At 44.7% G+C, this 23155-nt stretch carries 25 protein-coding genes; 12 read left to right on the top strand and 13 right to left on the bottom strand.

The window, feature by feature from the left end; all coding sequences use genetic code 11:
- Positions 1 to 152 precede the first annotated feature (152 nt).
- Positions 153 to 575, bottom strand: a complete 423-nt coding sequence (locus tag TTER_RS14785; protein ID WP_012875509.1) for an Hsp20/alpha crystallin family protein — start codon at positions 573 to 575, stop codon at positions 153 to 155.
- Between the two features lie 236 nt (positions 576 to 811).
- Between TTER_RS14785 and TTER_RS07990 the strand changes: the two genes are divergently transcribed.
- The 4 genes from TTER_RS07990 (at position 812) to TTER_RS08005 (ending at position 5430) form a co-directional block, all read left to right on the top strand.
- Positions 812 to 1807, top strand: coding sequence for an NAD-dependent epimerase/dehydratase family protein (locus TTER_RS07990; RefSeq protein WP_012875510.1), 996 nt, complete (start codon positions 812 to 814; stop codon positions 1805 to 1807).
- Positions 1808 to 1844: 37 nt separating this feature from the next.
- Positions 1845 to 2978 carry a Gfo/Idh/MocA family protein gene (locus tag TTER_RS07995; RefSeq protein WP_012875511.1) on the top strand — a complete coding sequence of 378 codons (1134 nt, stop codon included), beginning with the start codon at positions 1845 to 1847 and terminating at the stop codon, positions 2976 to 2978.
- Between the two features lie 76 nt (positions 2979 to 3054).
- Entirely contained in the window at positions 3055 to 4161 is a 1107-nt protein-coding gene (locus tag TTER_RS08000; protein ID WP_012875512.1) for a Gfo/Idh/MocA family protein, read from the top strand.
- Between the two features lie 36 nt (positions 4162 to 4197).
- Positions 4198 to 5430: an MFS transporter gene (locus TTER_RS08005; protein WP_012875513.1), complete on the top strand. Its 1233-nt coding sequence runs from the start codon at positions 4198 to 4200 to the stop codon at positions 5428 to 5430.
- On the opposite strand, the gene TTER_RS08010 is transcribed toward TTER_RS08005, so the two are convergent.
- Together TTER_RS08010 and TTER_RS08020 are read right to left on the bottom strand one after the other, a co-directional pair.
- Positions 5396 to 5638, bottom strand: a complete 243-nt coding sequence (locus TTER_RS08010) for a hypothetical protein (protein ID WP_012875514.1) — start codon at positions 5636 to 5638, stop codon at positions 5396 to 5398. The genes TTER_RS08005 and TTER_RS08010 overlap by 35 nt on opposite strands.
- Positions 5639 to 6212: 574 nt before the next feature.
- Complete coding sequence (locus tag TTER_RS08020; protein WP_012875516.1) at positions 6213 to 6938, bottom strand: CPBP family intramembrane glutamic endopeptidase; 726 nt, start codon at positions 6936 to 6938, stop codon at positions 6213 to 6215.
- A gap of 131 nt (positions 6939 to 7069) precedes the next feature.
- Between TTER_RS08020 and TTER_RS08025 the strand changes: the two genes are divergently transcribed.
- The 8 genes from TTER_RS08025 (at position 7070) to TTER_RS08060 (ending at position 14101) form a co-directional block, all read left to right on the top strand.
- Positions 7070 to 7513 (top strand): Fur family transcriptional regulator, encoded by a 444-nt coding sequence (locus TTER_RS08025; protein ID WP_012875517.1) that lies wholly within the window; start codon positions 7070 to 7072, stop codon positions 7511 to 7513.
- A 6-nt stretch (positions 7514 to 7519) separates the two neighbouring features.
- Complete coding sequence (locus TTER_RS08030; RefSeq protein ID WP_012875518.1) at positions 7520 to 8464, top strand: metal ABC transporter substrate-binding protein; 945 nt, start codon at positions 7520 to 7522, stop codon at positions 8462 to 8464.
- Positions 8455 to 9222 (top strand): metal ABC transporter ATP-binding protein, encoded by a 768-nt coding sequence (locus TTER_RS08035; protein ID WP_012875519.1) that lies wholly within the window; start codon positions 8455 to 8457, stop codon positions 9220 to 9222. The genes TTER_RS08030 and TTER_RS08035 overlap by 10 nt, the downstream gene beginning before the upstream one ends.
- 9 nt (positions 9223 to 9231) lie before the next feature.
- Entirely contained in the window at positions 9232 to 10074 is an 843-nt protein-coding gene (locus TTER_RS08040) for a metal ABC transporter permease (RefSeq protein WP_012875520.1), read from the top strand.
- Between the two features lie 138 nt (positions 10075 to 10212).
- Entirely contained in the window at positions 10213 to 10962 is a 750-nt protein-coding gene (locus TTER_RS08045; protein ID WP_012875521.1) for a hypothetical protein, read from the top strand.
- Positions 10963 to 11156: 194 nt separating this feature from the next.
- Positions 11157 to 11879, top strand: a complete 723-nt coding sequence (locus TTER_RS08050; protein WP_012875522.1) for a metal-dependent transcriptional regulator — start codon at positions 11157 to 11159, stop codon at positions 11877 to 11879.
- Positions 11872 to 13191 carry an Nramp family divalent metal transporter gene (locus tag TTER_RS08055; protein ID WP_012875523.1) on the top strand — a complete coding sequence of 440 codons (1320 nt, stop codon included), beginning with the start codon at positions 11872 to 11874 and terminating at the stop codon, positions 13189 to 13191. The genes TTER_RS08050 and TTER_RS08055 overlap by 8 nt, the downstream gene beginning before the upstream one ends.
- 22 nt (positions 13192 to 13213) lie before the next feature.
- Entirely contained in the window at positions 13214 to 14101 is an 888-nt protein-coding gene (locus tag TTER_RS08060) for a universal stress protein (RefSeq protein ID WP_012875524.1), read from the top strand.
- A gap of 116 nt (positions 14102 to 14217) precedes the next feature.
- On the opposite strand, the gene TTER_RS08065 is transcribed toward TTER_RS08060, so the two are convergent.
- The 10 genes from TTER_RS08065 to nrfD are packed head-to-tail and all read right to left on the bottom strand — an operon-like array spanning position 14218 to position 23155.
- Positions 14218 to 14643 (bottom strand): cytochrome C oxidase subunit IV family protein, encoded by a 426-nt coding sequence (locus tag TTER_RS08065; protein ID WP_012875525.1) that lies wholly within the window; start codon positions 14641 to 14643, stop codon positions 14218 to 14220.
- Positions 14643 to 15347, bottom strand: a complete 705-nt coding sequence (locus TTER_RS08070) for a cytochrome c oxidase subunit 3 family protein (protein ID WP_012875526.1) — start codon at positions 15345 to 15347, stop codon at positions 14643 to 14645. Before TTER_RS08070 ends, TTER_RS08065 begins: the two co-directional genes overlap by 1 nt.
- Positions 15340 to 16986: a cytochrome c oxidase subunit I gene (gene ctaD, locus TTER_RS08075; protein ID WP_012875527.1), complete on the bottom strand. Its 1647-nt coding sequence runs from the start codon at positions 16984 to 16986 to the stop codon at positions 15340 to 15342. Before ctaD ends, TTER_RS08070 begins: the two co-directional genes overlap by 8 nt.
- Before the next feature lie 27 nt (positions 16987 to 17013).
- On the bottom strand, positions 17014 to 18042 hold the full coding sequence (coxB, locus tag TTER_RS08080) for a cytochrome c oxidase subunit II (protein WP_012875528.1): 1029 nt from the start codon (positions 18040 to 18042) through the stop codon (positions 17014 to 17016).
- Positions 18043 to 18044: 2 nt separating this feature from the next.
- Positions 18045 to 18908, bottom strand: coding sequence for an SCO family protein (locus TTER_RS08085; protein WP_012875529.1), 864 nt, complete (start codon positions 18906 to 18908; stop codon positions 18045 to 18047).
- Positions 18905 to 19393 carry a hypothetical protein gene (locus TTER_RS08090; protein WP_012875530.1) on the bottom strand — a complete coding sequence of 163 codons (489 nt, stop codon included), beginning with the start codon at positions 19391 to 19393 and terminating at the stop codon, positions 18905 to 18907. Before TTER_RS08090 ends, TTER_RS08085 begins: the two co-directional genes overlap by 4 nt.
- A complete protein-coding gene (locus TTER_RS08095) occupies positions 19380 to 20621 on the bottom strand; it encodes a hypothetical protein (RefSeq protein ID WP_012875531.1) in 1242 nt (413 codons plus the stop codon). The genes TTER_RS08090 and TTER_RS08095 overlap by 14 nt, the downstream gene beginning before the upstream one ends.
- Positions 20618 to 21235 (bottom strand): c-type cytochrome, encoded by a 618-nt coding sequence (locus tag TTER_RS08100; protein ID WP_012875532.1) that lies wholly within the window; start codon positions 21233 to 21235, stop codon positions 20618 to 20620. Before TTER_RS08100 ends, TTER_RS08095 begins: the two co-directional genes overlap by 4 nt.
- Positions 21222 to 21767, bottom strand: coding sequence for a DUF3341 domain-containing protein (locus tag TTER_RS08105; RefSeq protein ID WP_012875533.1), 546 nt, complete (start codon positions 21765 to 21767; stop codon positions 21222 to 21224). The genes TTER_RS08100 and TTER_RS08105 overlap by 14 nt, the downstream gene beginning before the upstream one ends.
- Positions 21764 to 23155: an NrfD/PsrC family molybdoenzyme membrane anchor subunit gene (gene nrfD / locus TTER_RS08110; RefSeq protein WP_012875534.1), complete on the bottom strand. Its 1392-nt coding sequence runs from the start codon at positions 23153 to 23155 to the stop codon at positions 21764 to 21766. The genes TTER_RS08105 and nrfD overlap by 4 nt, the downstream gene beginning before the upstream one ends.

Consider the following 23155-nt stretch of genomic DNA (forward strand, 5'->3'; position numbering starts at 1 on the left):
CTCTAATTTGACAGCAATTTGACAGCAAAGGTTGATGTCAGCAGCAGACCCTTTTCTATACAAAATCCCATCTGTCTATCTGGCTTTACCAAGAGTAGACAGATGGGGAGAAGGTACCAACTATGAAGTTACCGACAAGTGGTATTAAGCTCCTATTTGGAACTAGGCGTTATTTTTATTGTCTGACTTCTTTCTCTGCGAATCTTAGGCAAGACTATAGTGAGCTCTCCATTATGTAAATTAACTTTTATATTATCTACATCAATGTTTATTGGCAGTCTAATCCTCTTTATAAAAGAGCTCTTTTCAGGTCGCTCGCGAAGTAAGTATCGCTGTTGCACTCTATTTTGCCCGGTATGGGCTGTAACCAATATTCCCTGATTATCGGCTTTAATGCTAATGTCTTCGGGACAAAATCCAGGTAGAGAAGCTCTAACAATATAGTTATCATTCTCCTCTAACAGATCCAATGGATAGGCAGCTTGGCCACCAAGTACAGACCTATCATTATAAGTTCTATAAATGGATTCCCTTATAGCCTCTACATCAAGTATCGGATCCCAAATCCTCAGCATACGCATCACCTCCTTTCCAGAGATGTACGCGCCTTGGATTTGAGAACCCTTCACCCGTAGAAAATAATTAGCAAAATCTAATATAAATAGTCAAGTTATTTTACTAGGGTACTAAGATTAGTTCAGTGTGCATATTGCCTAGCACTTAACTATTTACTTGTCCAACTTCTAAGAATATACTATTACTATTGGCATGTGGTATGCCACACACCTATCATCCTGACGGGAGTATGATCATGCGCGTACTAGTGGTTGGAGGCACAGGAAATATCAGTACAGGTGTTATTAAGTACTTGTTGGAGTTTGGACATGACGTAACTGTGTTCAATCGGGGTGTAACGAAGCGACCTCTACCAAAGGAAGTAAAAGTCATTCATGGAGACAGACACGATCTAAATACATTTGAGAAGACAATGCAAGAAAATAAATTCGACGCAGCTATAGACATGATATGTTACACCCCAGAAGAAGCAGAAAGCGACCTTAGGGCATTCAGAGATGTAAAGCATTTCATACATGTATCCACAGTAGCAGTGTTTGGAGGGGAGCCAGCTGAATATCCGATAAATGAAAACACACGCAGAAACCCAGTTATAGAATACTCTCGCAACAAAGTAGCTGCTGATAATGTATTCATGAACGCATACAAAGAATATGGTTTCCCCGTAACCATATTCATGCCGGCACAGACTTGGGGTTACCAGGATGGGATAGTCCGCCAACTTGGAGGTGGGAACATATGGATAGACAGGGTAAGAAAAGGACTCCCAATACTCGTCACTCATGAGGGGAACCTTATATGGGCTCACTGTCATTCCGATGATGTCGGCTTGGGAATAGCTGCAGCAGTGGGGAGAGAAAGGTGTATAGGCGAGAGCTACATCATAACTCGATGGGACATGAAGACTTGGCGCGATTATCATGAAGAGATTGCATGGTCACTAGGGCAGAAAGCAAACCTCGTAGATGCTCCGGCGGAGCTGCTTATCAAGGTATGGCCAGAAGGTACTTGGTTACTTGCTTCTGAGTCTAGGTGGAATCGTATCTATAGTCTCGACAAGATACGTAGAGATATTCCTGAATTCAATCCGAGGATTACACTCGCAGACTGGATGCCAGACTATGTAAGGGATCTGGACGCTCGAGGGCTGATACCGGATGCACGATCGGACGATACAGAGGACCGAATTATAAGGAATCTAGAGAGAATGATCTCTAACTTCAATTGCTAGTAAGCACTATAGATAGGAAACACCAGGAGGAGTAATAATGAGCGATATTCTTGGGGTGGGAATTGTAGGTTGTGGGGTGGTAACCGTCTTCGATATAATCCCTAATTTGCTAGATACCGAGGTCGAACAGAGGATTAGACTCGTTGCAGTCGCTGATAACCTTCCTAATAGAGCTGAGGAGATCGCGGACAAATTCAATATTCCAAAGCATTATGATTCAGCTGAAGATCTGTGCCAGGATAAAGACGTCGATATAGTAGTCATAGCTACCCCTGTGCCAAGCCATTTGCCCAATGCACTATCAGCTATAAGATCTGGCAAGCATATCTATATTCAGAAAACGATGACTCTTGCAGTTGAGGAGGCTAATACCATCATAGATGCCGCACGTAAGGCTGGAGTTAAAGTGGCAGCTGCTCCAGGCAACCACTTAAGATCCCGAGCAATGCAAGAAATAAGAGACCATATACGTGAAGGTAAAATTGGAAAGATATGCTGGGGAAGAGCACAAAGAGGTGCGAGGCACGAAGATGACATACGCCGACAACCAGGGTCAGAGCTCGAACACGCTGACCCTTCCTGGTATTACAAACCAGGCGGAGGTCCTCTTCGAGATGCAGCCGTATATGACCTGCACGCCATCACTTGGATACTTGGCCCAGCGCGAAGAGTAGTAGCTATGTCAGGTGTATCCATACCTATCCGCTTTTGGCAGTCAAAAGAGATCAAGGTAGAAATGGATGATAACACGCACTTTATTCTAGAGTTTGATAACAGTTGCTTTTTCGTAATAAGCTCTCATTTCATAAGAGGATGCTCAAAAGTTCCATCTATGGAAATATATGGAGATGATGGAGCAATCATTTATGGAGGCTGTGCTACAGGTTCTTATGAGCTGTGGGTGAAGGGAAGTGGCAGAAACAGGTTAGGTTTCGAGGAAGTATTAGCTCATGTAGGAGCCCCAGAGATATCAGGAGCTGAGGCTAAGGGAACCAATCATTATATAGTAGGAGATATACTGCACCTCGCTGACTGTGTGATCAAAGACAAAGCCCCTGAAATAAGTGCGGAACATGCTCGACATGTTATAGAGATCATACAAGGTGTGTATGATTCCGCACGGTCAGGGAAGGCGGTGGAACTCAAGACTAGCTTCAATTACCAGCACTAACACACTAGCGTACTTATCTTTTATCAAGGTAAGATAGCTATTGCTTAGAAACTTCTTAAGATGGAGGCCTCCCAAGTTGTCAGATCCAGTTAAGGTTGGAGTTATAGGTTGCGGCACCATAAGTTCTGTCTACATGGAGAACGCTCGCAAATATGAGATGTACGAAGTCGTCGCCTGCGCGGACATGATCTTCGAGAGAGCTGAGGCTAGAGCAAAAGAGTTCGGGATACCTAAGGTCTACACAGTAGACAAACTCTTGGAAGATCCCGAAATCGAAATGGTAATAAACCTGACTATACCTGCAGCACACGCGGGTATCACTATGGCTTGTCTGAGAGCCGGAAAGCATGTATACAGTGAGAAGCCTCTAGCTACGACACTCAACGAGGGTAAGAAGATCCTAGAGCTAGCAAGACAGAAAGGACTAAGGGTCGGCTGCGCACCGGATACATTCCTCGGCGGTGCTCAGCAAACATGTCGCAAGCTTATAGAGGATGGAATACTAGGGGACATAGTTGGCGCGTCAGCATTCATGATGGCTAGCGGCCCAGAGAGTTGGCACCCTGACCCAGCATTCTTCTATAAAGAGGGAGCAGGTCCACTGTTCGACATGGGGCCCTACTACATAACCGCCCTAATCAATCTAATAGGACCAGTAACCAGAGTTACAGGCTCGGCAAGAATTACATCTCAAGAGAGGATCATCACTAGCAAAGCTCGTTACGGTGAGAGAATTAGTGTGGAAACTCCTACATATGTAGCAAGTGTTTTGGACCTGGAAGGTGGCCCTATAGCAACCATGATCACTACGTTTGATGTTTGGGGCTCAAGGTTACCGAATATAGAGATCTATGGCACCTATGGCACGCTAGTAGTCCCGGATCCTAATGGTTTTGGAGGCACCCCACTACTTAAGCTCAGGAACAAACCCGAATGGCAAGAGATACCACTAGCCTATCCCAGGACGGAGAATGAGAGGGGTATTGGTGTAGCAGATATGGCTCACGCTATACGAAGTGGGCGTCCACACAGAGCAACAGCCGACATGGGGTATCACGTCCTGGAGGTCATGCATTCTATTTACCAAGCATCATCCAAAGAACGCCACGTACATATATCTTCGCATCCCCAGAGACCTTCCCCACTACCAGTTGATTTGCCAGCAAATTTACTTGATGATTGACAGATAAAGGTTGATATCGCAGTTGGGGTGCCTATATTGAGACAAGTAACGTATCATCAGATCGCTCAAGACAAATCTTGGAGTCCTACTAAGACATTCGTTATACTTTTGCTTCACTTTGTCTATTTTGGCGTCAACCTAGGTGGTTTGGGCGTCCTATGGGCTTTGATAATTGATGAGCTTGCTATAAGCAAGGGTGTGTTCGGAGGGCTACAAGCTGTACCTGCGTTTCTGGGCATGCTCGTCCTGTTGGCTGGTGGAAGTATAACCCTTAGAGTCACGAAAAAACTTATCGGTATCTCAGGACTAGTCTGCCTATCAGCGGGCTCTCTACTTTTGTCAATAGTAGGAAACCTTCCTGAATTAGCGCTGGTGATGATGACCCTAGGAATTGGGGATGGTTTGATGGACCTCTCCATAAATGCTGCGTCAATTGATTGGGAAAAGGCTACAAGTAAGCATGCTCTTAATGTCATGCACGCTGGATTTGCTGGCGGAGCGATGTTAGGATCATTTGGGACAGGATGGGCCATAGGACTAGGTTGGAACTATAAGACTGTGCTGTTGCTAATAGGTATACTTGGTATTCTTGCCATATTAGCAACCATCACCATTAAGTACCCCCCAAGCAGTATAGAAGCCGAGGGCACAGGACTATCACAAACTGTCAAGCTACTATCAACACATAAAAGGCTAATCTTCATAGCTCTCATATGTAGCCTAGGAGTAATGGGGGAAAGCGTAGCCAACCTCTGGACCGTTATCTATCTCAGAGACCTAGGAGCTAGTGCTAGCGTTGGAGGTACGGCACTAGCAGCTTTCAATGGGGCTATGTTGTTGGGAAGGTTACTTAATGCACCCTTTGTGATGAGATTCGGAGAGAGAGTTTCTCTGGTCACATCGGGTATTATCCTGCTCTTGGCTAATGCCCTTCTATTAGTACACAGCATCCCGACAGCAATAGCCGGCTTTGCGCTCACCGGGTTAGGGTCTGCAGGAGTAATACCCACGGCTTTAGGATTGGGTCATAAGGTTGCTCCTAAGATAGATAGCGGAGCGATAGCTGGCATTTCTATGTCGGCTGTTTATGCCTGCTTTATACTATGCCCACCGATAGTAGGGTTGATAGCTGATAGCGTGTCACTAAGAGCAGCTATGATCCTCATAGGACTAGGTGGGCTATTTGTGCTTTTGCTAGTTGTGGCAGCAACAAGCAGCCCACCCGACGTGGATGTTAACAATTACGGCGCATCTCCAAACGCCACCTAGAAGCCAGGTCACGAACCGAGTCTGGACCATGCTGTTCAATGTAGGCTACTAGCAGATTCAGATACCTTACCGCCTGAGGGGATAGCTCAGTAGGCTCCCCTCGAGCCGCTGCCTGAGCCATCTTTATGCATCCCAGAGGATCAAGCTTGATTTTGACTGCTTCTCTCGGAGTCAGGTGTCTTAGAGCATCCCTTAGCTCCTCTTCCATATCAATTACCCCCATTTAAGCATTCAAACAACACAAGCAACAAAAAAGCATATGACTATTATGTCATATGCTTGGCGCATTACCATGCTTATTGCAGAGCAGAGTCGATACCATTCGCGCAGGTAATACCTACCCTACCTTCTCCAGGCGAAACAAGGTCTACACTTGCTGAACCACTCGAATTCAAATGCCTATACTTGATCTGATTACGGGTGTCAACAGTAATCAAGTAATTCTCCAGGGCAGATACTACAGCTTCCAACTGAGCAATCCTTGCCTTGTATCTTTCGCAGTTAGGGCAATTATTACCAACGAAATTTATATTGCTAATATCCTTCGGTGGCATATGTTCTCCTCCTTCAACTGTAAGGTAAGGCTAGATTCAAGATCATCATAATCAAAGCAAGTTACATTCCAAGTATTAGAATAACCAATAACATAATGCCTATTTCAAGCCCTGAGTGGCACAAGTTTTGCTCATAAATAAGCGCAGGCAATCCTTCCTCTCACGTAAGGTGTGTCCCAGAATATTAGGGCCGTCTCTGGGGCACACCCCTTGTTCCTAAGATCACTGTCATAGCTTCATAGCAGAGTAAAGAAGTAGCACCATGGTGGCATTGTTCAGGAAGTGTAAAAACATCGAGGGATACAGGCTATCGTATCTCTCCGATACCCATGCAAGAAAACATCCGGCCACGAACAACAAAGGGAATATAACCGGTATAAAGTGAACGACTGCGAAGACAGATGACGTAAGTATTATTGATATGGGAACTCCAAGCCTAGAACGCAGATAACGATAAAGCACTCCCCTGAATAAGGTTTCCTCTACAACCGGTGCCACAATCGCTATCGTAAACAGAACTCCTATCAGGTCCTGCTTAGAAATTATTAATCGCTCTATTTCTTGCGTCTGAGGATTCTCGTATGGACCCAACAGCAAGGTCATTACTAAAGTCACAAGCACATTAACAACAAGCATAAGCAAGAAAACAGGAAACATCGTGTATATCGCCCCTATAGGGACGGGATTAAATCCTAAAGCTCTTGGAGTTACACCTCTGAACTTGATTATCCAAAGCCACACACTGACAGCAAAACCCAAGTATAGCAGGGAAGTAAGTAGCACAAAATTAAAAGTACCCGAGGGTTCATGCCCCAAAATCAGTTCAAAGACTAGTAGCCCTAGGACTGCAGCGAACACGCCTAAGAATAGCCCTAGGAAAAAAACTACTATAACATCTACTAATCCCCATCTCTTAGAAGAACTATTTTCAATCCTATCCGAGGCTTGATTCATATGAAGAATATCCTCCTAGAAGCGCAAATTAGTCATCAATAAACTTGGACAACAAGGTACACGCAATTATAGTTTCTCTGAGTTCCGAAGCTTGACACGCAACAAATGATACTGGTATCATTTGTCTCGCAATGAGAAATAGAGAGTTATTCCTTAGAAGACTACTCGTAGATGCCGGTTATAAGAATACTTCTTCTAGAATGAAGATTGTATCTCTGATAGGTAAGAGAGCGACTTTTACTACTTCCGAGATTCTAGAGGAGGTAAGCCGCGTATATCCCGAAATAGGGAGAGCAACGGTATTTAGAACTCTCGATACACTTTTGTCGCTAGGGGCGTTGGACAAAGTCAAGCTATCTGAAGGCAAAGATGGCTATATAGTATGCAGTCCTCCCCACCACCACCATATCGTATGTACCGAATGTGGGAAGATAGGCGAGGTAAATAGCGATAATCTTGAAGAAGCTCTAGAGAAGGCTGTTGAAAAACTTGGTTTTGAGCTCAGATATCACTCAATAGAGATCTCCGGGTTGTGCGAATCCTGCCGCACAGCTTCTCAAACCCAGAAAAGATGAGGAACAATGAGAAAGTTTATAGCTCTACTATTACCGATAATCTTTGCTCTAATGGTATCCTGTGGTTCTCAGGGTAATAGCCCTGTTGAACACACAGGGGTCAAAGTAGTCACGTCTGTTTATCCTCTATATGAGTTAGTTCATCAGGTAGGAGGGAACAGAGTAGAAGTTACGAATTTGGTCCCTGCTGGATCCGAACCCCATGACATGGAACTAACACCAGGAGATATAAATACCCTAATGTCCGCTAAGCTCATTGTGTATATAGGCGGGGGTTTTCAACCGGCTCTTGAGGAAGCGTTACAGAATATTGATTCTGAAGTTGTAAAGCTGGATGTAACCAAAGGACTGCAAACCATACCTGCTTCTCAATCTGAAGGCACAGAACATGACCATAGCGAAGAGCATGCTTCAGAAGAGCTGGCATTCGACCCCCATGTTTGGCTTGATCCAGTTCTGATGAAGCAGATAACTTATGAAATAAGGGACACACTAAGCCAAATAGATCAAAGAAATAAAGCTTACTATGAGGAAAACGCTTCTAATTATGCTAAGCAGCTTGACCAGCTAAATTCTGAGTTTGAGAGAGGGCTTAGTAATTGCAGGACAAGGTATTTTATTACGAGTCACGCTGCTTTTGGATATTTGGCTAGAAGATACAATCTAATCCAAGTGCCTATAACAGGTTTATCTCCAGAGTCGGAACCTTCTCCAAAGAGGATGCAAGAAGTAGTAGAACTGGCAAGAAAGCATCAAGCTAAAGTGATATATTTCGAGACGCTGGTAGACCCAAGAGTGGCAGAGACTATTGCAAATGAGGTAGGGGCAAAAACTATGGTTCTCAATCCCATAGAGAGCCTTACCCCTGAGCAGGAGAAAGCAGGTAAAGACTATATTGAGCTAATGAAGGAAAACCTACAGGTCCTGAGGGAAGGTTTAGAATGCAAGTAAACTTACCAAACACAGAGATAATCCTAAGGTTAGAGCATGTTACCTTCAGCTACACGTCCTCACCTGTAGTAGAGGACGTCAGCTTCTCTGTGAGTAAGGGCGACTTCCTAGCCATTCTAGGGCCTAATGGTTCTGGTAAATCAACACTTCTAAAGCTTATAGCTGGTTTGATCAAGCCTGATAGTGGGCAGATTGAGATCTTTGGGCAAGACATAGAGAGATTCAATCAGTGGCCAAGAATAGGTTATATGCCTCAGGTGTCTTCTGTAAGGCCTGGTTTTCCTGCAACGGTTGAAGAGGTAGTCCTATCTGGAAGAGTGGGCAGGAAGGGGTTCTTCAGGCGATTAGACAAAGCCGATAAGAGCAAGGTGCAGTCAATATTAGAAGAATTGAGAATAGATCACCTAAGCAGGCATGTCGTTGGTGAACTATCCGGGGGGCAATACCAAAGAGTGATGCTGGCACGTGCATTAGCCTGTGATCCTGATCTCCTCCTGCTTGATGAACCTACCGCTAGCGTAGACCCAGAGACCCGACGTAGCATCATGGAACTACTAAACCGGATGAGATCCGAGCGAGGACTATCAATCATCAACATCTCACATGACCTAGATACGATAAGAGGATATATAAGTAGGGTTATCATATTCAACAAAAGAATTATCTTTGAAGGTACTCCGGAAGAAATGGATGTACATTTAGCAACCCAACAGCAGATTCTGGAGGCAATAGCAGCCTCCGATCATCATCACGGTTAGAGAAAAGCCATGCAGGACATCATATTCGCACTAAGTCAGGACTACATGCAGAGAGCGCTTATAGCTTCGATTATCGTGGGCATAAGCTGTCCCATAGTCGGTCTTTACTTAGTGTTGCGCAGGTTATCACTAATAGGAGATGGGTTAGGACATGCTGCGTTCGCGGGTGTTGCCGCCGCCTGGTTAGCAGGCATAAACCCGCTATTGGGCGCAGCCATATTTGCCATTGCAGGTGCTCTTGGGGTTGAGAAACTAAGGTCTTGGCGAAGAGAGCATGGCGACTTGGCGCTAGCTATAGTGTTCTATTCAGGAATAGCCTTGGGTGTAGTACTGACCAGCTTAGCTAGACGTATGAACTTAAGCCTGTTCACTTACCTCTTCGGCAGCATTCTAACCATAACAAATACAGATCTTTTGATCATTGGTATTACAGGTGCTTGTGTAATAGTTCTAGTTATTATGCTTTACAAAGAGCTTTTCACACTTACATACGACGAAGATATAGCAAAAGTATCGGGACTGCCAGTAAACCTACTGAATCACCTTATCGTCCTTCTAGGAGCCATAACAGTTGTCTCAGCTCTACGGGTGGTGGGTGTGCTGTTGGTAGCCGGTATGCTAGTCATACCTGTTGCTTCCGCGTTACAAATAGCTAGAAGCTTTAAGCAAGCTTCTATATACTCTATTTGTTTTGGTCTGGCATCCACAATTCTTGGTCTAGCTTTTTCTTATATTCTGGACCTTGCACCCGGTGGAGCCATCGTGCTTACAGCAGTAATACTATTTACAATCTCTTCGATTCTACCATCGCGCAACATAAAAGCATCCCGCATTTTTCTAGGCACAAAATAAATTACACACCAAATATAAAAATCTCCTTCTAGCTTAATCCATCCAAATAGCGCATGCGTATATCTGTTAGAGGAAGACAGAGCCTAGGGTGGCAGGAACACGAATTACTTTATAAAGCTGGAAGGAGGGGTAACCCAAATGGTAAGAAGACTCTTAGCTCTAGTAGCAGCATTTGCTCTTGCAATAGGCTTTTCAGTATCCGCGTTCGCTGGTGGCGGCCAGGCCCCCACTGGGAATATTGCGATAATGAAGCATGCCTGTCCGGAAAACATCAAAAACATTGATGATTTCAATGCCCTTGGATCATTCTTGAATCAAGTCCTTACATGTCCTGTCGTTACCAGGCCCGGAGACAACGGTCCAGCTGGGGCAGTCAATGGAGGACATGTAGACTTCAACTTCACAGTAATGGACAGCGCCGGCCATACCTATACTCTGGATGATGCCAAGTTCATGCCAGCTAAGCTGTGCGAAACCGATCTGAAGACAGATGTAAATGGAGACGGCAAGGTCTCTGCCGATACTTGTGTAGATATCTCCCATTACGTAATTAGTGGTGTTGCTAAAGGTAAGGTAACTATTACCGAGAGCCAGCCTCCTGCGGGCCATATGTTTGGTGCGTTGTTGTTCACACCGCAGGCTCTCGGAGCCAATCAGGATGCCAATACTCTAGTAAGTGCCAGCAACGGTACAATAGTTCTAGACACCACCAAGGATAATGACGACACTGTTATGCTCCACGTTTATAACTTCAAGACTGGTATGCCATCAACTGGTGCTGGTGGAATGGCCAACAATAGCAACCTGCCAGTGGCTGGAATGGCTCTTGGTTTGTCCATGCTGGTAGGACTAGGAGCTCTGGGTACCCTGGCTCTGCGCCGCAGGTAATCAATAGCTTATAGTCCACCCAGGCTCAAGTCTAACCCCCAAGTGATTAGATCACTTGGGGGTTTTGTTTTCTCTAATACGACCAAGAAAAATTTATTAGCTGTCCCTTGATTGTCTCTCACCTGCAATACTTGCTTATTAGAGGAAACCAAAATATAATTTAACTCAGGCTAAAATATGGAGAGGTAATAAAAATGTCAAGGTTGGGAGAGGCTATAGAGGACTACTTAAAGGCTATTTATATGATTACCCATGAAGAAGGCTCTAGCGAAGAGGTAGCTAGCACGCAAGAAATAGCTGATTATCTGGAAGTATCACCAGCATCAGCGAGCAAGATGTTAGTCAAGCTGGATCGGATGGGACTTGTTAGTCATGAGCCTTATAAGGGAGCCAAACTTACTACCCAAGGGCAAAGGGTAGCACTCGAGATCATTAGGCATCATAGGCTTATAGAGCTTTACCTTCACAAGATGCTCGGTTACGGATGGGAAGAAGTGCATGAAGAGGCGGAAAAGCTAGAACACTACATCTCAGAGCAGATGGAAGAGAGGATGTTTGCTATTCTAGGCAAACCAGAGACAGATCCACACGGAGAAATAATACCTAGCACAGAGGGCAGTCTCACACAAAATCAGGAAAGGCATATAAGCAACCAGATTCCTATGAATGAGCTGGTTTGTCCAGCATCGGTAATCATTAGGCAAGTAAAGACTAACTCCCGTGAGAAGCTAACCTATCTAAGGGATATAGGACTAACACCTGGTCAGGAAGCAAAAGTACTAAAGAAGATACCTTTCGAAGGAGGCTTGATTGTAAGGATAGGGGATAAAGAGCACTACCTCAGTCCCTCTCTTTCAAAAGATATATTTGTTTCTCCATCGTATGATTCTACCTGCACGGAGAGAAACAATGAGTGATGAGCACAGCAGTCCATACGAAGTTGCAAGAAAGGGACAGGGTACAGTAAGCGTCTCCGTAGAGGTATTAGAAGGCAAACGCCGCAGATTATCCTTAGCGAAATTGTTGCCTTTCCTGGGTCCAGCATTTATAGCATCAGTTGCATACGTCGATCCTGGTAACTTTGCTACTAACATCCAGGCAGGGGCCCAGTATGGATACTTACTCATATGGGTCATAGCACTCAGCAACATCATGGCTATGCTAATACAATCGCTTTCTGCCAAGCTTGGAATAGCCACTGGCAAAAACCTGCCTGAGACTATAAGAGATCATGCACCTAAGCCTGTTGTGTGGTTTATGTGGATCCAGGCTGAGGTAGTTGCTATGGCTACAGATTTAGCAGAGTTCTTAGGAGCGGCGTTGGGATTTTATCTACTGTTTGGAATAGATCTGTTCTGGGCTGGAATACTAACGGGAATAGTTACCTTTCTTATACTAGGTTTGCAGCGCTACGGATTTCGCCCATTAGAAGCTGTAATCACTGCTTTCTTAGCTGTAATAGCTGCATGCTATGTAATTGAGCTCTTTCTTGTAAAGCCTGATGTGGGACTGATAGGACAATCCTTGCTGAGACCTAGGTTTTCTGACACCGAAAGCGTCCTACTTGCAAGCGGCATACTGGGAGCTACTGTAATGCCACACGTTATCTATCTGCATTCTTCTCTTACACAGAACCGAATAATCCCGCGTAATGTACAACAAGCCAAAAGAATTTACAGATTCGAGATTATAGATGTTGTAGTAGCTATGGGTATAGCCGGCTTCGTAAATGCCTCGATGCTGGTAATGGCAGCGGGAACATTCTTCCATACAGGCAGAAGTGATGTAGCAAGCATAGAGCAAGCCTATGAAACCCTTACTCCATTGTTGGGTGGAGCTGCTAGCACAATATTTGCTATCTCTCTACTCGCCTCTGGCTTGTCATCATCTGCTGTGGGAACAATGGCTGGCCAAGTAATAATGCAGGGATTTATCAGCAGAAAGATACCAATATGGCTTCGAAGACTGATAACTATGTTACCTGCGCTCGTTGTAATAGCCTTAGGCTTAGATCCTACAAGAACTTTGGTTATAAGTCAGGTAGTATTATCCTTTGGAATACCTTTTGCCTTAGTACCATTGCTAATATTCACTAGCAAGCGAAGTATAATTGGGAATCATCTTGTGAACAACAAATTTACTACTGTATTAGCTAGCATTGTGGCTGCACTTATAATAAGTCTAAATGTCTTCCTACTTTACGAAACACTCAGCCAAATCATAAGATAATTTTTCCAGGAGCTTGTATCCATTGTTCAAGAGGCTGCTTGTACCATTAGACGGTTCCAAGATGGCAGAATCGGCAATACCCTGGTCGCTACTAATAGCGGAAAAAGCCGGTTCGAAGGTGCTATTAACGCATATATTGGAGAAAAGCCCGCCTAGCACAATACACGGTGAACCTCATATTAAGGATCTTAAGTCAGCAGAGCATTATCTAGAGGAATTGAGGAAGAGATTCCCTCCTTATATTGAGGTAGATATCCATGTTCACGCAGTGCCAGCAGGTAACGTAGCTGCCAGTATAGCTGATCATGTAAACGAGATGGGTGCTGACCTAATTATCTTGACCTCACATGGCAGACAGGGAATAAGAGGTTTGATTCTTGGCAGCATTGGCCAGCAAGTACTGCGTGCTACTTACGCACCAGTCTTGCTCCTGAAGGCAGATGGTGTCAAGAGGGATTTACCAAAGGTCAATTGCATACTTCTACCATTAGATGGTACGAAACAATCTGAAAAAGCTATTCCGATAGCTTCTAATATGGCTGAAATGTTGGAAGCTAGATTACTATTGTTATTAGTAGTACCAACTATCGGAACAGTTAGAGGAGATCAAGCTGCTACTGCAAGGATACTACCTCTGGCTACTTCAGCAGTACTGGAGCTAGAAAAAGATGAAGCTACTCAATACCTTGAGGACGTTAGGGCCGGCCTACCAGAAAAAATAGACGCCAATTTTAAAGTACTAAGAGGAGATCCAGTAGAGGTAGTGTCCCAAGAAGCTATGCGGCCAGATATAGGCTTGGTGGTTATGGCTAGCCATGGACACCCTGGATTCTCAGCTATTTGGTCAGCGAGTGTTGGATCAAATGTACAGTATAGGATAGACAAACCTATGTTGTTGGTAAGGCCCTAGCACTGATTGTACTCTCTGCAGAAACTACCTAATTATACAAGCATACATAAATGAAATAGGGTGAAGACTATGTTAGTCTTCACCCTATTTCTCCTAAATCTCTGGTTCTACACTACCTAATGATTCGATTGCTCACTATTTACTTGCTGTACAACCGGGGCAACTCCTGGTACGTTGGGCGCAGCAGATCCTCCCTGATCCCAATGTCTACTGGCATAATCGGACATGGTCAACACTACCATAATCATAAACCATATAAACCCAGCTAGTACGATCATTCTTAGGACAGAACCGCTCCAGCGAACGTGCATGAAGAATAGCAAAACCAAAAGCATCTTCACGACCGCAATAGATAGCGCTACCATCGTATTAAACTCGCCTAAGTGAACGGTGGCTACAAGTACGGTAACAACCGTAAAAAATACTAGAGCTATATATACAGCCAAGTACGTCTGCCAGGAGACAACATGATGCAGATGACCAACAATATTTTCTTCGTGTTCCAATACAGCCTCGCCAGAGGCATCATGTGATACCGTCATTAGTGGCCTCCTCCAAACGACACACCGCCCATAAGATATAGCAATGGGAACAGGAATATCCAAACTATATCAACAAAGTGCCAGTAAAGGCCAGCTACCTCGAGGGGAGTATAGTACCCAGAGTGAAAGGTGTTTTTCCATGCCTTGTAAGCCATATAAGATAATATAAGGATTCCTACCAGTACATGTATACCATGTAGGCCGGTCATTACAAAGTAAAACAACATGAACAACTCAGTCTGTCGACCGTACTCAGAGGTGTTAAACCACTTTCCAGGGAGTAAGCCTTCATGATAGTGAGCTGAATACTCTATGTACTTGTTCACTAAAAATACGAAGGCAAACAGAATAGTAAGCAACAAGCACCAAACAGTAAGTCTTTTCTTATTAGTTTGAGCACCATATATGGACAAGGCAACCGTGAAACTACTGGTAATCAGTACAAGGGTGTTTATTCCACCAATAATCCAGTTTTGATGTAGCGTGGCTTCATGCCAAGCCTGCGGATATAAGGCCCTATAGACTATATAGCCCAGAAATAATCCCCCAAACATCATGATCTCGGTGGAGAGGAAAATCCACATGCCGAACATGGACGCCCCGTACTGCTGCTCGGGTGTATCAAACTGATGTTTCAGGGCTGGGTCCTCATGGTGGACCTCAACCGCCTGGGTTGATGTTACTGCTACAGTGCTATCAGCCAACGACTTCCTCCCTCACTTGAGAGTAGTGATGTGGACCTGTAGTAACCACTGGAGTTTCCAAGAAGTTCTGGGTTGGAGGTGGTGTCGGTGTCTGCCACTCCAGGCCAGCAGATCCCCAAGGATTTATCGGAGCCTTTTCACCCCACTTAAGGGACCAAAGCAGGTATAGAACTGGTAATATAAAACCTACCCCAAGAATACTAGCTCCAGCAGTAGATAATACATTGAATATCTGGTACTGGGAAGCATATTCATGATACCTTCTGGGCATTCCCTCAAATCCGGCTATAAATTGAGGGAAGAAGGTCAAGTTGAAACCTATAAACACGATCAGGGCGGAAAGCTTACCCAACAGCTCAGGATACATTCTTCCTGTCATCTTCGGCCACCAATAGTGGAGCCCACCTAGGTAGGCGAGCATCATACCACCAACCATTATGTAATGAAAGTGAGCTACGACGAAATAAGTATCGCTCAGGTGAACATCAGTAGCCAGAGCAGCAAGATAAAGGCCAGTAAGACCACCAATAGTGAAGAGCCCTATGAAGCCAAGAGCATATAACATAGGAGTCTGGAAGGAAATGGATCCCTTATAGAGCGTTGCTGTCCAGTTGAAGACCTTTATCGCCGAAGGTATTGCAACGAGGAAGCTTAATGCAGAGAATATCATTCCTGCATATACCGATTGGCCAGCAACGAACATATGGTGTCCCCATACAAGGAAACCATACACAGCTATAGCCACGCTAGCCAAGGCTACAAACTTATATCCAAATACGTTTTTACGGCTAAAGCAGGCTACAAGCTCACTAACAACTCCCATTCCAGGAAGGATCATTATGTACACAGCTGGATGTGAATAGAACCAGAACATATGCTGGAAAAGAATCGGGTCACCACCTAGCTGCGGGCTGAATATACCTACTCCCAAAACTCTCTCAACAGCCACAAGAAGCAGAGTTATAGCCAAAACCGGTGTAGCAAGTACTTGAATCAGGCTCGTAGCGTAGAGCGACCATACAAAGAGGGGCAACCTGAACCAGGTAAGTCCTGGCGCTCTCATTCTATGGGTAGTTACAATAAAGTTTAGTCCTGTGAGGATTGAGCTGAAACCCACTATAAAGATGCCAAGCGCAACGGGAACTATATGGCTGTTTGCATATGTAGTGCTATAAGGAGGATAGAAAGTCCATCCACCATCAGCCCCACCAAGGATCAATCCAGCAAGGATCCATAGAGCACCAAATACATAGATATACCAGCTAAGTAAATTAAGCCTTGGAAAGGCCACATCTCTAGCCCCTAACATCATTGGGAGCACAAAGTTCCCTAGCACGGCAGGAATCGATGGTATCAGGAACAGGAATACCATGATTATGCCGTGCATGGTAAAGGCTCTGTTATAGGCATCAGCGTTAAGCAAATCCCCTTGTGGGGTCAGAAGCTCAAGTCGGATAAGCCCGGCAGCAGCACTGCCCAGGATGAACATAAGAGATATTGAGATTAGATAAAGTATACCTATTCGCTTATGATCAAGCGTGAACAACCAAGACTTCAAAGAATAGTCCGTGTTGAGGTAGTTTATCTCCTCCTCATATACAGGTTTCTCATAATCTATCGTTCGAGTCACAGTTGCCATTGTTCCACCTCGCTTTCCCCAACTACGCTACTGCCCTGATTGCCCGGCCGGTACAGGAGATGCTGCCGGCATATTACCACCTTGATTTTGAGCCGTGCCCTGGGAACCACTATTACCCAGGGATTTTATAAACTGAATCAATTGTAGTATATCCTGTTCTGTTACCTGCCCTTGGAAAGTGGGCATTATAGGCTGATAACCTTTTACTATCTTAGCTTGTGGATTCAGTATAGACTCACGAATATAAGCATCGTCTGCTACCACAGTTTGACCATTAGAGAGCTGCACTTTGCTGCCATAAAGACCTGCAAGTCTCGGACCAATTTGGCCTTCGCCGTTTTGACCATGACAGCTGGCACACCCCAGAGACTGATAAAGCTGCTGACCAGCTGACTGCGAAGAAGCTTGAGATCCACCACTACCAGTCATTCCGGAAGAGCTAGCAGTAGTACTACCTCCAGACAGCCAAGCCTCATAATCCTGCTGAGATAGAGCATAGACCTTCCCAATCATTTCAGAATGGTTGGTTCCGCAGTACTCTGCACAGAATAGATCATATACCCCAGGTTTCTCAGCAGTGAACCACATAGTCGTGTATCTGCCAGGAATTACATCTTGTTTAACTCTAAATGCCGGCACAAAGAAGTCATGTATTACATCTTGAGAAGTCATGACCAATTTCACTGGCTTGCCGACTGGCACATGTAGCTCGTTATTCTCCCACTGTCCGGTCGGCTGTTGGGCCTTCCACATCCATTGACGCCCTACAACATAGATAGTTAAAGCATCCTTCGGAGGATTATGCATATGTACATATACTACTGCAGCCCATGCAAACGTAGCTAGAGCTATTACCGTCGGTATCACTATCCAGGCTATCTCTAACCTATTATTGCCTTCAATAGCAGGTGGTACATAACCTGAGTAGCGCCTACGGTATCTAGTGGCAAACACCACTATTAGAATAAACACACCAATAGCGATTAGTGCAGACAAGATAGTTATGAACCAGAAAAGCAGGTCAACCTGCCCCGCAAAGTTGGAGGCTCCTTGCATACTCAGATCACTCCTCTCATTGACTTCTCGCCTTTATTTCTTTGGTGGTCCCTCCTCCACCAGTAAAACACAAAACTGCCAAGGATCAAAGTTGTTAATACAAAACCGGCTCGTATTAGGTTCATGACTACAAAATCATACTTACCTGTCACTGGATTATAGTGGTAACAGAACAAAACTGCCTGATCAACGATCGATCCGATCTTTCCACCGGAAGCTTCTATTAGCCCCAGCTTCAAATCAGTAGGCGATGAGGGTAATCCCATGAAGTACTTCGAGATTTTACCCTCCGGAGTTAGCACAATTAGGACCGCTGGATGTGCATACTGGTTCAGTTTAGAGTCATATGCGTATCGTACTCCTACAGCATCTGCCAAGCGTTTTATATTCTGTTCAGAGCCTGTAAGGAAGTGCCACCCCTGCGCTGCTCCTGGGCGATTATACTTAGCCAGGTATTTTGCCTTTGCTTTAGCAGCGTCTTTAGGTCCTTCTCTTGGATCTATCGCGACAGTGATTATTTCGTACTCCTTACCCACAGTAAAATCCATGTTTTTTACTGTGTTCGCCAGGCTATCTAGTACCAATGGGCACAGCATTGGACAACTAAAGTAGTTTAGAGTCAGTGCTACAGGCTTGCCCTTGTTGAAGAAATCACCCAACCTGACTGTCTTACCCGCCTCATCCTTGAAGGTAAGATCTAGGGGTATCGAATTACCTAAACGCTGATCTACGCCCACTTTATCCAAGAGTGAAGGTGGAGGACTAGCACCAGACCATTGACTTGAATCATCGGCGAGCGCTATGCCTCGAGATCCAAATAGCAGTAATATTATGGCAATGGCTATTATTCGGCCCCAGAGTTTCATTTTCCTCCCTCAATAGGCCTCCCAGAACGCCAATCAACTGGAGCGTCTTTCCCCACATCATCATAAGTCTTACCTTGTTCATGACGCAGGTTTTCGTTAGCGATGATCTCCATAGCTCTGTCAATAGGAATCTGGACTATACCTTTGTTTCTATCTATCCATTGGTAGGTATTTAGCTTCTTGTCTTCCTCCTCTCTCAGAGCCTTGAGGTCAGCTGGTTCGTTAACCTGCAGTGGGGGATTAGCAGGCTGCAAGGTCGGCAATGGGCTTACCGAAGGCACCTGCGTAACTTGCTGGCCTCGACTAGTGAGCCAGTTGAGGAGGAAAGCAGATACTACGAATACTATAAATGCACCAAAGGCTATGGCTACACCTGCGATAACAATGCCCCGTACGTTGACATCTCTGTCTTCATGCTCAGGCTCAGGTATATCGCCTACGTTGAAGTTATTGAACCGATATTCTTCGTTGTTATTGTGCGACATTCTGCTCCAACTCCGGATGCCATCTTGGATGTGTTACTGGAACAACATACAAAGGTATTAAGGACTTAGAAGCTAGTCTCCAAAAGTAAATGGCAAACCATACTCCGCCTATTGCTACCAGGAGAGTTATATCTAGCCAATGGATTCGGAAATGACCTTCATTAGGAGCTATTGAAGGGATAGTAATCCAGACTACATGTATGAACTGGGCTATGAATAGGAAAGCAGCTACCATAGAAAGAGATTTAGGGCTTCTCTTAAGAGGTACTGACAGGAGCAATAGAAATGGGATAAAGAACATCGAAAGTGCAACTATCAATGCAACCCATTGCCATCCACCAGTCATGCGATGCTGATACCAAACAACCTCAAACGGCAAATTTGCAGACCAAATAATCAAGTACTGAGCAAAAGACAAGTATGCCCAGAGGATGACAAAGGCATGCAACAGCTTCCCATAATCATGAAAATGAGCAGGAGTCATGACTCTAGAGAGGGGGCCCCTAGAGGTAAGAATAGAAACCAATATAATCACTAGAGAAAAGGCCCCTAAGACTCCACTTATTCCGAAGATAGCTCCGAATATAGAAGAGAACCATTCAGGGTCAAGTGACATCACTAAATCAATGCTCGCAAAGAATGTAGTTAGGGCAAATAATATAAGACCTAGAGCACTAATCCTAACAAGCTTACGAGAGACCTCTATAGAAGGATTGCGGTCTAGCTCGGAAGACCATCTATTTAGGAAGATAGCTAGTAGTGACCATATTAAGAAGTAAGCAATAATTCGGATAATAAAGAAGGGTACATTCAAGTATAGCTCCTTAGCTTGGAGCATATGGTTCTCTTCCATTACGTGTGGATCAACCCAGGGCCATACGATACCGTTATGGCTGAGGACTATAAACAGGAGAGGGATGAAGAGGATACCCATAATTGGGATCGTACTTGCCCCAGCCTCCAAGAATCTTCGAATTGATGCACCCCAAACTCCTTGGGTCATGTACTGGATCATTAGAAGCCCTAGACAACCTAGGGCTATAAGAGTCCAGTAGGTGTATGCAAAGAGATAGGACCTAAAGAACTGGTCAAAATCGAGGAAAAGGCCAATTAGTGACAGCACTATACCCGCAATGCCTACAATAAGAGCTATTCTCTGAGCTCTCCTAACACCATCTGGTGCGGGTATAGGAGTCTCAATTACGGGCAAGACTTCATGATGACTCACTTCTCCAACTCTCCCCTCTTATCTGCAGGTACATCTTGGATAGTAGCGTTATGGCTCAGCTGGAGAGCCCTAATATAAGCTATGATCGCCCACCTATCCTGAGGAGCTACTTGAGCTTTGTAATCAGGCATGGAACCGAATCCATTTGTAATCACATCAAAGAAATGTGAGGCAGGAGCATTGATTAATCTCTGCTCATAGAAGGATGGTGGGTGCTTATAGCCCCTCTTCACTATCATACCATTACCATCCCCAGCACGCCCATGGCAAGGAGAACAGTAAATGTTAAACCTCTCCTGCCCTCTCTCAAGGACCTCTTTGGTTATCGCAAAAGGATAAACATCCTGACTCGCCGAAGCACTGCCCTGACTGGGAGTTGGTGTTCCCATAGGCCCATAGAGTATAGGATCATCATCCAGCTGTCCCCTAGCTATAGTATGCGCTGGTGGCTGGCGAGCTGATAGTTTATCAGGAAAGAAATCACTCTCCTCGTAGGGCACTATATGAGGTTGTTCGCGCATGTTGCCTGCACAGGCCACAAGCATGCTGCTAGATAAAAGTAGCAACAAAAGTATAGAACCTGCCTTATATCTCAAAATTTTATGGAGCAACATCAGAAACCTCTACAGCACCAAGACTTTTCAGAAATTCTCGAGTATAGAACCTATCAAATTTAGGATCCTTAGCCTCAATGCATAGGAAAAACCTATCTTGAGAAGCCCTTTCGAACCCAGGCACATTGAAAACTGGATGATATGGTTCGGGGAGCCTATTTAGGGCTAGCATTCCAAAAAAGGCTGAGAGAGCACCAAATAGAATCATCAATTCAAATATAATAGGCACCCACATCGGCCAGCTTACAAGCGGCTTTCCAGCTATATTCAGTGGATAAGCTATAACAGTGACCCAATACTGTAACAACCACCCAGTTACTGCACCTGTCAAACCAAATATAAGAACTATTAATGGAACCTTGCTTTTGGGAGCACCTATAGCTTCAGGTAATCCCAACACCGGAATCGGACTGTAGGCATCCATATTCCTGTAGCCTTCTTTATAGGCTTCACGAGCGGCATGCAATAAAGAGTGCTCATCTTCGAATTCAGCCATAACACCATATACGGGTCCAGTTATAATCGTGCTCATGCTGTCATCTCCGTAGTCTCTTTCTCCTCAGCGATTAACTCCTTAACTTCGGACATAGGTATAGCTGGAAGCACTCGGATAAACAGGAACATTAGAGTCATAAAGAAGCCAATTGTTCCGATAAAGGTTAGCCAATCCCAAACTGTGCCTGCATACATAGCCCAAGACGACGGTAGAAAGTCACGATGTAGGCTTGTGACTACTATGACAAACCTCTCTAGCCACATTCCTACATTAACAAACATCATAACTACGAACAGCGCCGGTAGATTGTATCTTATCTTACGGAACCACAAAGCCTGAGGTGCCAAGACATTACAAAGCATTAGAGAAGCAAAGGCCCACCAATATGGTCCAACTATCCTGTTATAGATAAAGAATTGCTCATAGGTCTCACCTGAATACCATGCTGTAAATGCTTCTGTTAGATAACCATAGTTAACGACCAGGCCAGTAAGCAGAGTAAACTTGGCCATAGCATCTATATGACGCATAGTGATCACGTCTTCAAGGTGGTAGAAGCTCCGTAGAGGAATGGCTATGGTAAGTACCATAGCAAATCCGGCAAATATAGCTCCTGCCACGAAGTATGGAGGGAATATAGTAGTGTGCCACCCCGGTAGTAGGGATTGAGCAAAGTCCAAGCTAACTACACTGTGGACCGAGACAACTAGCGGGGTGGATAGACCAGCTAGCAATAGATATGCCTTCTGGTAATTATTCCAATGCCGAGCAGAACCCCTCCAACCAAGTGCGAATATTCCATACAAAACCTTAGATATCCTATGCTTGGCTCTATCCCTCATCGTAGCTAGATCAGGAATAAGTCCTGTGTACCAGAAAATTAGGGATACAGTTCCATATGTGGAAACTGCAAACACATCCCACATGAGAGCACTACGAAATTGAGGCCACATCCCCATTGTATTAGGATAAGGGAACAGCCAGTAGAATAACCACGGCCTGCCTAGGTGCAGTATAGGAAACATTCCCGCTTGCACCACAGCAAAGAGTGTCATGGCCTCTGCTAATCGGTTTATTGCATTACGCCACTCTTGATTCAGCAACAACAGGATAGCGGAAATCAGAGTTCCCGCGTGACCTATACCAATCCACCAAACAAAGTTTATAATTGCAAATCCCCAACCAACTGTAGTGTTAATTCCCCATATTCCCACTCCCTTTATAAAGAGCCAAGTTACTGATACTAGCAGAATCATCGTTATTGCAAAGAAAAAGACAAATCCACCTATCCATCCCTTAGGAGTGCGTGTAAATACTATGGAACTAATTCTCTCAGTGACACTAGTTAAGTCATGTTTTGGCGAAACCAGCGGTTCCTTCGGTGGAGTTACTACATATTGGTTCTGTGTTACTTGATCCGCCAT

The sequence above is a fragment of the Thermobaculum terrenum ATCC BAA-798 genome (genome assembly GCF_000025005.1).
In the GTDB taxonomy this organism is placed as follows: domain Bacteria; phylum Chloroflexota; class Chloroflexia; order Thermobaculales; family Thermobaculaceae; genus Thermobaculum; species Thermobaculum terrenum.

Bases quoted from the DNA above. Each gene is read 5' to 3' on its own strand.
- TTER_RS14785 (WP_012875509.1), bottom strand. From the start codon at position 575: ATGCTGAGGATTTGGGATCCGATACTTGATGTAGAGGCTATAAGGGAA.
- TTER_RS07990 (WP_012875510.1), top strand. From the start codon at position 812: ATGCGCGTACTAGTGGTTGGAGGCACAGGAAATATCAGTACAGGTGTT.
- TTER_RS07995 (WP_012875511.1), top strand. From the start codon at position 1,845: ATGAGCGATATTCTTGGGGTGGGAATTGTAGGTTGTGGGGTGGTAACC.
- TTER_RS08010 (WP_012875514.1), bottom strand. From the start codon at position 5,638: ATGGAAGAGGAGCTAAGGGATGCTCTAAGACACCTGACTCCGAGAGAA.
- TTER_RS08020 (WP_012875516.1), bottom strand. From the start codon at position 6,938: ATGAATCAAGCCTCGGATAGGATTGAAAATAGTTCTTCTAAGAGATGG.
- TTER_RS08025 (WP_012875517.1), top strand. From the start codon at position 7,070: ATGAGAAATAGAGAGTTATTCCTTAGAAGACTACTCGTAGATGCCGGT.
- TTER_RS08030 (WP_012875518.1), top strand. From the start codon at position 7,520: ATGAGAAAGTTTATAGCTCTACTATTACCGATAATCTTTGCTCTAATG.
- TTER_RS08035 (WP_012875519.1), top strand. From the start codon at position 8,455: ATGCAAGTAAACTTACCAAACACAGAGATAATCCTAAGGTTAGAGCAT.
- TTER_RS08040 (WP_012875520.1), top strand. From the start codon at position 9,232: ATGCAGGACATCATATTCGCACTAAGTCAGGACTACATGCAGAGAGCG.
- TTER_RS08045 (WP_012875521.1), top strand. From the start codon at position 10,213: ATGGTAAGAAGACTCTTAGCTCTAGTAGCAGCATTTGCTCTTGCAATA.
- TTER_RS08050 (WP_012875522.1), top strand. From the start codon at position 11,157: ATGTCAAGGTTGGGAGAGGCTATAGAGGACTACTTAAAGGCTATTTAT.
- TTER_RS08055 (WP_012875523.1), top strand. From the start codon at position 11,872: ATGAGTGATGAGCACAGCAGTCCATACGAAGTTGCAAGAAAGGGACAG.
- TTER_RS08065 (WP_012875525.1), bottom strand. From the start codon at position 14,643: ATGACGGTATCACATGATGCCTCTGGCGAGGCTGTATTGGAACACGAA.
- ctaD (WP_012875527.1), bottom strand. From the start codon at position 16,986: ATGGCAACTGTGACTCGAACGATAGATTATGAGAAACCTGTATATGAG.
- coxB (WP_012875528.1), bottom strand. From the start codon at position 18,042: ATGCAAGGAGCCTCCAACTTTGCGGGGCAGGTTGACCTGCTTTTCTGG.
- TTER_RS08085 (WP_012875529.1), bottom strand. From the start codon at position 18,908: ATGAAACTCTGGGGCCGAATAATAGCCATTGCCATAATATTACTGCTA.
- TTER_RS08090 (WP_012875530.1), bottom strand. From the start codon at position 19,393: ATGTCGCACAATAACAACGAAGAATATCGGTTCAATAACTTCAACGTA.
- TTER_RS08100 (WP_012875532.1), bottom strand. From the start codon at position 21,235: ATGTTGCTCCATAAAATTTTGAGATATAAGGCAGGTTCTATACTTTTG.
- TTER_RS08105 (WP_012875533.1), bottom strand. From the start codon at position 21,767: ATGAGCACGATTATAACTGGACCCGTATATGGTGTTATGGCTGAATTC.
- nrfD (WP_012875534.1), bottom strand. From the start codon at position 23,155: ATGGCGGATCAAGTAACACAGAACCAATATGTAGTAACTCCACCGAAG.